This window comes from Streptomyces sp. NPDC088745 (genome assembly GCF_044751045.1).
GTDB classification, from domain to species: Bacteria; Actinomycetota; Actinomycetes; order Streptomycetales; family Streptomycetaceae; genus Streptomyces; species Streptomyces cremeus.
The window spans coordinates 491,000-497,848 of sequence record NZ_JBIVLB010000005.1 but is presented as its reverse complement, the minus strand read 5'-3'; the positions used below and the strand labels follow the sequence as shown (position 1 = coordinate 497,848).

Sequence of the window (6,849 nt, the reverse complement as noted above, 5' to 3'; positions counted from 1 at the left end):
GCTCCCTCCGCTCCGCTCCGGGAGCCCAGGGAAACCGGGCCGCTCCGCGCCTCGGGGGCCGGCCTCCGGCCGTCCCGTGGCCTCTGCTTCGCTCCAGCCACCCGCTGGCAGCCCACCAACTCCCCCGCAGGGCAGACGTGCCACGCTCCGCGCGACCCACCCACGGGCCTCACGGCCCGAGCAGCGACGAGGGGAAGCGTCAAGCGTCTTCGGTGGCTTGACGCTTCTTGCGCATCTCACGTCGCGCCAGGAGGAGCATGGCGGGGAAGAAGACCGTGCCGACCCCGGTCCATAACAGCGTCCAGGTGCTCGGTTGACGTTCCATCAGGGTCGTTACGAAGCCGAACAGCTCGAGAACTGCGAATACGACAAACACCCAGCACGAAAACTTGAGCTGCCCGACCGTCTGCTCTGCGGAGAAGTATCGCTTGACTGATTCGACCATTCGCTCTTCATGCCGAGCTGCTGCCCACAGCCCTCGCCGTCATGCCGTCAGTTCACCTCTCGGGCTTCCGTCGTAACATCTGCTTCATTTTTGCGTTTGAGATAGACTCTGGAATTAGAGCACACCGCCTGGTGGAACTTGAACGTCTCTCGGGGATCCACCACAAGATCCTTCCGGTACTCGCTGTACGTCGAGAAACCCTGCCGTCAAGCATTTCGTCCGTAGCCACCGCAAGTGCTCCACGTGCAGGTTTCCCGCCACCCATCGCTCCAGGAGACTGGGCAACTTCCATAAGAAGGCAGGCAGATACGGTGCCCCCTCACCACACTGATCAGCGCGAAGCAGCCCAGCGAGAAGCCATCGACGCGGTCGTACGCGCCCTCGAACTGCCTGCACGATCGCTCGTGCCCGAGCGGGGGTTTCGGACGCAGGTGATCATGGCGACCGGGTCCGGGAAGACCCGGGTGGCGGTCCGCAGCGCGGAGGAGCTCCACGCGGGTCGCATTCTGGTGCTCGTGCCCTCTCTGGACCTGCTCGCCCAGACCGAGGCCGCGTGGCAGGAGGGGGGCCGCCGGGGGCCGATGATCGGGGTGTCCTCGCTGCGGGGTGAAGAAGTGTCCTTCCCTAACACCACAGACGTGGACGAGCTGGTGGAGTGGACCCGCGGTCTGGACAAGGTCACCGTCTACGCCACATACGCCTCCCTCGGCCTCGGCACGCTGGAGCGGGCACACGCCGCCGGCCTCGCAGCCTGGGACCTGATCGTCGTGGACGAAGCCCACCGCGTCTCGGGCCGGATCGGAAAGCCATGGGCAGTCGTCCACGACAACCAGAAGATCCCCTCCTTGCGCCGCCTGTACATGACGGCCACGCCCCGGCTGTGGCAGCTCGGGGACGAGGACGAGGCCGGCGCACCCGGCGAGTTGGTCGCGAGCATGGAAGACGACCCGAAGGGCTCCTTCGGCAGCAGGGCCTTCACGCTGACGCTCTCGGAGGCAATCGACCGGGGAATCTGTGCCCCCTACCAGGTCGTCTGCGTCGACGTCACCGACACCGCCCTCCAGGCCACGCAGCTCTTGGGCGCGGAGTCGCGGTCCGAGGAGGTGCGCGGGGCCCGGCTCGCCGCGCTGCAGACCGCCCTGGTGAAGGCGTCCTCGGAAGAGGGCTTCCGGCGCACGCTCGTGTTCCACCACGTGGTGAAGGAAGCCGAAGCGTTCGCGGCCGGCCTCCCCGACGTTGCCGCGCAGCTGCACGCATCCGACCCGGAGCTGTACCCGAAGACGATCTGGGCGGACTGGCTGTGCGGCGACCACAAACCGCTCCACCGCCGCCGGCTCCTCGGGGAGTTCGCAGCCGGGATCGCCACGGACGGCACCGTCGTGGAGAAGTGCTTCCTGAGCTCGGTGAAAGTGCTGGGCGAAGGCGTCGACACCAAGCACTGCGACTCCGTGTACTGGGCTGACGTACGTGGGTCGATGCCCGACCTGGTCCAGGCGGTGGGCCGGGCGCTGCGGATGCACCCGGGCGAGGGCAAGGTCGCCTCGCTCGTAGTGCCCGTACTGCTCGGGCCGGGCGAGACGGCGGACAACATGCTCACCTCCCGTGCCTTCGGCGGGCTGGCCAAGCTGCTGGAGGCGCTGCGGGCGCACGACGCGCGGATCGTGGAGAGCCTCGCGGAGCAGCAGGCCCCGAGCCGCTACCAGCCCGTCAGCAAGAAGGACGAGAACGGGACGAGCACGGGCGGGAGTGGCGAGGGCTCCGGGGGCGTCAGCGCCCCCGCCAAGGCGCTGCTGAAGTTCTCCACGCCGCGTGACCCGGCGCAGCTGGCCGCGTTCATCAACCTGCGCGTCCTCAACCCCGAGCACGAGCACTGGCGGCGCGGCGTGGAAGCCGCCGTCATCTACGCCCGCGAACACGGCGACCTCCGCGTCCCGTTCACGTTCCGCGTACCCGCCGTCAACGACCAGGAGCAGGAGGCCGCAGGCGCGGGGTGGCCGGCTTCGCTCGCCGGGTTCCCGCTGGGGCAGTGGACCGCCGACGCCCGCCGCTTCTACGCCCGCGGCGACATGGACGAGGACCGCGTCGCGCAGCTGGAGAAGCTCGGCATGATCTGGTCGCACTTCGACGTCGCGTGGGAGGAAGGCCTCGCAGCGGCGCGCGGATGGGCGGCCGAGGCGGGCCACCTGCTGGCGCCGTTGGACGCCACCTTCCAGGGGTACCGGGTGGGGATCTTTCTGAAAAACGCGCGGGCCGCCGCCCGGAAGGCTGCCGAGATCGAGCAGCGGCGCGCGGAGGGGCTGCCGGTGGGGTCGTCGGCCGGGGCGCTGTCGGACACCCGGCGCGAGCAGCTGGAGGAGATCGACGCGTCCTGGTGCCCGAACTGGCCGGTCACCTGGCAGAGGTGCTTCCACCTCGTGCGGATGCACCTGAACGCGGGCAAGACGCTGCCCACCGGGGCGGGTGAGGTCCTGCGCCAGGGCGAAGATCTCGGACGGTGGGTGCAGTCGGTCCGGCACGGGTGGGACCAGCTCACCACCGTGCAGCAGTGGATGTGCGAGCAGGTCCTCGGGATCACACCCGCGGCCGAGGACGAGAAACCGCGACGGCCCCGTACACAGGCCGACAAATGGAACGCCCACCTCGCTGCCGCCCGGCAGTTCTTCGAGCGCGAGGGCCACCTCAAAGTTCCTCGCAAGCATGTGGAGACCGTGCTCGCCGAGGACGGCGGCCGGGAGGACCAGTACCGGCTGGGGGCATGGGTCAACAACCAACGCAGCAGAGCGGCGGGGCTGTCCCCCGAACGGGTCGAGCAGCTGTCCACAATCGGCATGCGGTGGACGTAAAGGCGCTCGTCCCCACCGCGCCGCGCACCAGCTGGCGCATCATGCGCACCCCGGCCGCCGAGACGCAGACGCCCGTACGCGATCCGGAGCACGCGGCTGATACCAGATAGGGCATTGACCGATGACCAGGCGCCCCACCCTCGCGGGTTCGCGCTCCTCCATAAGGAGTGTTTACGCGCAGTTATCCGCCCTCTGCGTTGCCCCCGCCCCGGAAAGGGCATACCTCTGCAAACAACGCTCTCGCTTTGTGAGCTCTAGGAGCCTGGTATGCGTCACCACCGCTTTATGCAAGTAGCCGCCATTACTGCGCTTGTCTTGCCGACGGGCATTTCGAGTGCTCAGGAACAGGCGGCAGCCGCCTCGTATCGCCTCACCGTCGCGACATCGGGAATTACAAATAGTGGCACTGATAGCGATGTTGAGGCCCGCCTGTTCAACGCGCAGGGAACAGCTTCGGCATGGACGGAACTTGACCTTCGGGGGACGACTTCGAACGAGGCGAGGTCCGCACCTACACCGTCCGCGTCCCCGAGGGCTTTGGCCAGCCGACCAGCGTTCAGTTCTGGAAAGGCGGAAGGGACGACTGGTCTCCTCACTGGGCAAGCCTGTGCGGCACAACCGCGCCGTTCTCGCGAGCCAACTTCACGTTTCTTAATACGTTCACGTGGCTCACCCACGGGCCCACACGTGAGGAGAGGATCGACACCGGGAGCACCGTTGTCTACTATTCCTACCATCACAGGTATTCCCCCGTTAAGTCGTTGGGGAAGCGCTGCTCCTCATAGATCACACGCCCTAAGTTTGTTGGCCACGGGGGCGCAGTATGGTCCTGGCCAACGGGCGACCTCATGTTCCTCCCCGACAAGTCCGTACCCGCAGCCGTCGCGGCGGGCCTGGTGACCGCTGGAGGCTGCGTTCCCGTGCTGCACAAGCTGATCGGCTGACCGGCGGCGGGCGCCGGGGCCGGGCGCACATGCTGCACCCAGCCCCGGCATCAGGGAGAGTCGCCGGACCAGTCCCATCGGTTCCGCTCGCCGGGCCGAGGGTCGTACAGAGTGCGCCCGCCGGCGCCGAACTGCCCGAGCTCGGTCATCAGCGCGGCACCCTCACTGACCTCGTCCGCGGTCCAGCCGGTGATGTCGAGCAGCAACCCATCGAGCGGGCCGCCGACCAGCTCGGCGTAGTCGCGGTGCGTACGCGGGCTGCGGCGCGGACGCTCGCGTTGCTGGACGGGTTCGGCGACGACCAGGTGGTGCGGGACGCGGCGTCGTGTGCAGGAACGGTACAGCGGGGGCCATCCGGGTGGTGGGACGGCTGTGTTTCGCGGGCACGCGCTGTGCGGGCAACGCCGTGCGTAGATTGGGCGCGATTCAACCCCCTATGTCTTTCAGGGCCGTGTGCACTGTGCTTCCTTTGCCGCATCCGGCAGGATGGGCCCGTGCCGAAGGGCCCTGCGGAATCGATGCAGCACCACCTGCGCCAGCGTCTGAACCACCACGCCCGCGCAGGCTGGCCCCACGTGGACGCCATCACGATCCGCTTTCGCGCAGGATTCGCCTACGTGGCAGCAGAGTTGCCCTGCGGGGAGAGTCTGCCGCTGTGCCGACTGCGCTTCACCGGCGTACCGCACACCTGGGGCTTCGCCCTCTACCTGGCCAGCAACGACAGCTACCGGGACAACGTCCTGCCCAGCGGACTGCCGGTCGGCTCCCCGGAGGAAGCCCTCGACTGCGCAGGCGCCCTCTACCTCAACGCTCTCGTGCCGGCCATCCAGGTGCCGACAGGACTCGTGGTCCTTGTCGGCCCACCAGCCTCGGGCAAGACCAGCTTCGTCCAGGCGCTGATCGCACGTCGGCAGATCGACGCGGAAGCCGTGGTGTCCAGTGATGAGATCCGCGCGGAGCTTTTCGGCACCTCACCCGCACGAGCGGAATCCGACGTGGCGGACGCACGGATCTTCGAAGAACGCGACCGCAGGATCATCGCCAGACTCGCCACCGGACGCAGCGCAGTAGCTGAGTCAACGAACGTCACCCCGCAAGCACGCGAACGACTCATCGCCATCGCCAGGAGCTTCAACGCCCCGGTGACCATGCTGCGATTCAACCCGAAGGTCACTGACCTCCTTCAGCAGTACACCGGGCGAGGCCGCACCGACCTCACCGCCGCAGACATCCACGCCTACGCCGCGGCCATGGCCCGATACGCCAGTGCCGGCCAGCTCCGCTCCGAGGACGCAACCACTGTCCACGATGTCCCCGGACGTCGCCAGGCAACCACGCCCGCCAAAGCCGCCGCGCACTTCTCCTTCGCCTGAGACATCCGACGTGCCCAGACCTGCCTTCGGCACCCCTCCACGAACTTCCGCGGAGCAGCGCTAAGCGGCTCGGATGAAGTTGCTCGCGTTGTGGGCAGGGGTCCTTCGGGAGAGACTTCATGCCGAACATCCTCTACGTTGAGCTGACCGAGGATCAGCGCCGTGACCTGCACGAGCTTCTGGTCCGCCGCGATTTGACCGCGTACACCCGGCAGCGCGCCCAGTGCATCCGCTTCCTAGACCGTGGCAGGAGCACTGCTGAAGTCGCCGACCTGCTGGAGTGCCATCCAGTTACCGTCCGTGCCGCGGTCCACCGCCTGGAGAAGGGCGGGATCGCAGGGCTGCCCGATGCGCCGCGTTCCGGCCGTCCGGCAAGGCTGCTGGGACCTGTCGACCGGGCGGCACTGGTCGAGTTGCTGGACGACTCCGCAGCCAAGGGGATCACCTGGAGTGCCGCGGTCCTGTGCGACTGGCTGCGCGTCGAGCGCGGGGTGCTCATCTCCGCGGACTGGCTGAACGAGCTGCTGCACCACGAGGGTTTCCGCTGGAAACGCACCCGGGACAGCGTGCGGCACAAGGCCGACCCCGTCCTCCAGCAGGCCGCCCGGGCCCAGCTGGAGGACTTGCGGCCTTGCGGCAGGCCGCACATGCCGGAGAGCGGGACCTGATCTTCCTGGACGAGTCCGGCTTTGCCCCGACCATGCCCACCGGCTACACCTGGTCGCGGATCGGGCAGCGAGCCGTGGTGCCCAAGGAGGACACCCGCAACCGGCGGGTCAACGTGCTCGGCGCCAAGGTTTTCGGCACCGAGCCGGATCTCGTCTGGGAGCGCACCAACGGCAAGATCGACGCTGGCGCGCTGCTGGCGTTCGTCCTTGCCCGCCTGGCGGGCCTGGGCGGCGGCGCGGAGGTACTGGACCTGGCCGCCGACGTCATGCCGGTCTGGGAACGGCACCGGCCGTGCACGGTCGTGCTCGACAACGCCTCCACCCACACGGCCAAGGTTTTCAAAGGCCGCCGCCGGCAGCTGGCGAAGATCGGGGTCGAGCTGTTCTACCTGCCGCCCTACAGCCCGGAGTTGAACGACATCGAACTCGTCTGGCGTCAGGCGAAGTACACGAACTACCCGCAGCGCACCCAGACCAGCACCGACGCCATCGGCCAGGCCGTCGACGAGGTCCTGACCTGCCAACGCGACCGGATCCGAGCATCCGTGAGGCCCTGGACTCAGACCGCTTAGCACC

The 6,849-nt window shown here is 68.0% G+C and carries 6 protein-coding genes; 4 read left to right on the top strand and 2 right to left on the bottom strand.

Going from position 1 to position 6,849, the window contains the following annotated elements:
- Positions 1-199 precede the first annotated feature (199 nt).
- Positions 200-445 carry a hypothetical protein gene (locus ACIP93_RS17425; RefSeq protein ID WP_401759722.1) on the bottom strand — a complete coding sequence of 82 codons (246 nt, stop codon included), beginning with the start codon at positions 443-445 and terminating at the stop codon, positions 200-202.
- A gap of 311 nt (positions 446-756) precedes the next feature.
- On the opposite strand from ACIP93_RS17425, the gene ACIP93_RS17420 reads away from it, so the two are divergent.
- A complete protein-coding gene (locus ACIP93_RS17420; RefSeq protein ID WP_401759719.1) occupies positions 757-3,288 on the top strand; it encodes a Helicase associated domain protein in 2,532 nt (843 codons plus the stop codon).
- A 994-nt stretch (positions 3,289-4,282) separates the two neighbouring features.
- Here the strand turns inward: ACIP93_RS17420 and ACIP93_RS17415 are convergent.
- On the bottom strand, positions 4,283-4,537 hold the full coding sequence (locus ACIP93_RS17415) for a hypothetical protein (protein WP_401759786.1): 255 nt from the start codon (positions 4,535-4,537) through the stop codon (positions 4,283-4,285).
- Between the two features lie 270 nt (positions 4,538-4,807).
- Here ACIP93_RS17415 and ACIP93_RS17410 point away from each other — a divergent pair, with 270 nt between their 5' ends.
- The 3 genes from ACIP93_RS17410 (at position 4,808) to ACIP93_RS17400 (ending at position 6,845) form a co-directional block, all read left to right on the top strand.
- Positions 4,808-5,605, top strand: coding sequence for an AAA family ATPase (locus ACIP93_RS17410; protein ID WP_401759716.1), 798 nt, complete (start codon positions 4,808-4,810; stop codon positions 5,603-5,605).
- Between the two features lie 119 nt (positions 5,606-5,724).
- Complete coding sequence (locus ACIP93_RS17405) at positions 5,725-6,273, top strand: helix-turn-helix domain-containing protein (protein WP_401759714.1); 549 nt, start codon at positions 5,725-5,727, stop codon at positions 6,271-6,273.
- Positions 6,237-6,845 carry a transposase gene (locus ACIP93_RS17400; protein ID WP_401759711.1) on the top strand — a complete coding sequence of 203 codons (609 nt, stop codon included), beginning with the start codon at positions 6,237-6,239 and terminating at the stop codon, positions 6,843-6,845. Before ACIP93_RS17405 ends, ACIP93_RS17400 begins: the two co-directional genes overlap by 37 nt.
- Positions 6,846-6,849: the final 4 nt, after the last annotated feature.

Coding starts and splice junctions, on each gene's coding strand:
- ACIP93_RS17405 (WP_401759714.1), top strand. CDS start 5,725: ATGCCGAACATCCTCTACGTTGAGCTGACCGAGGATCAGCGCCGTGAC.
- ACIP93_RS17425 (WP_401759722.1), bottom strand. CDS start 445: ATGGTCGAATCAGTCAAGCGATACTTCTCCGCAGAGCAGACGGTCGGG.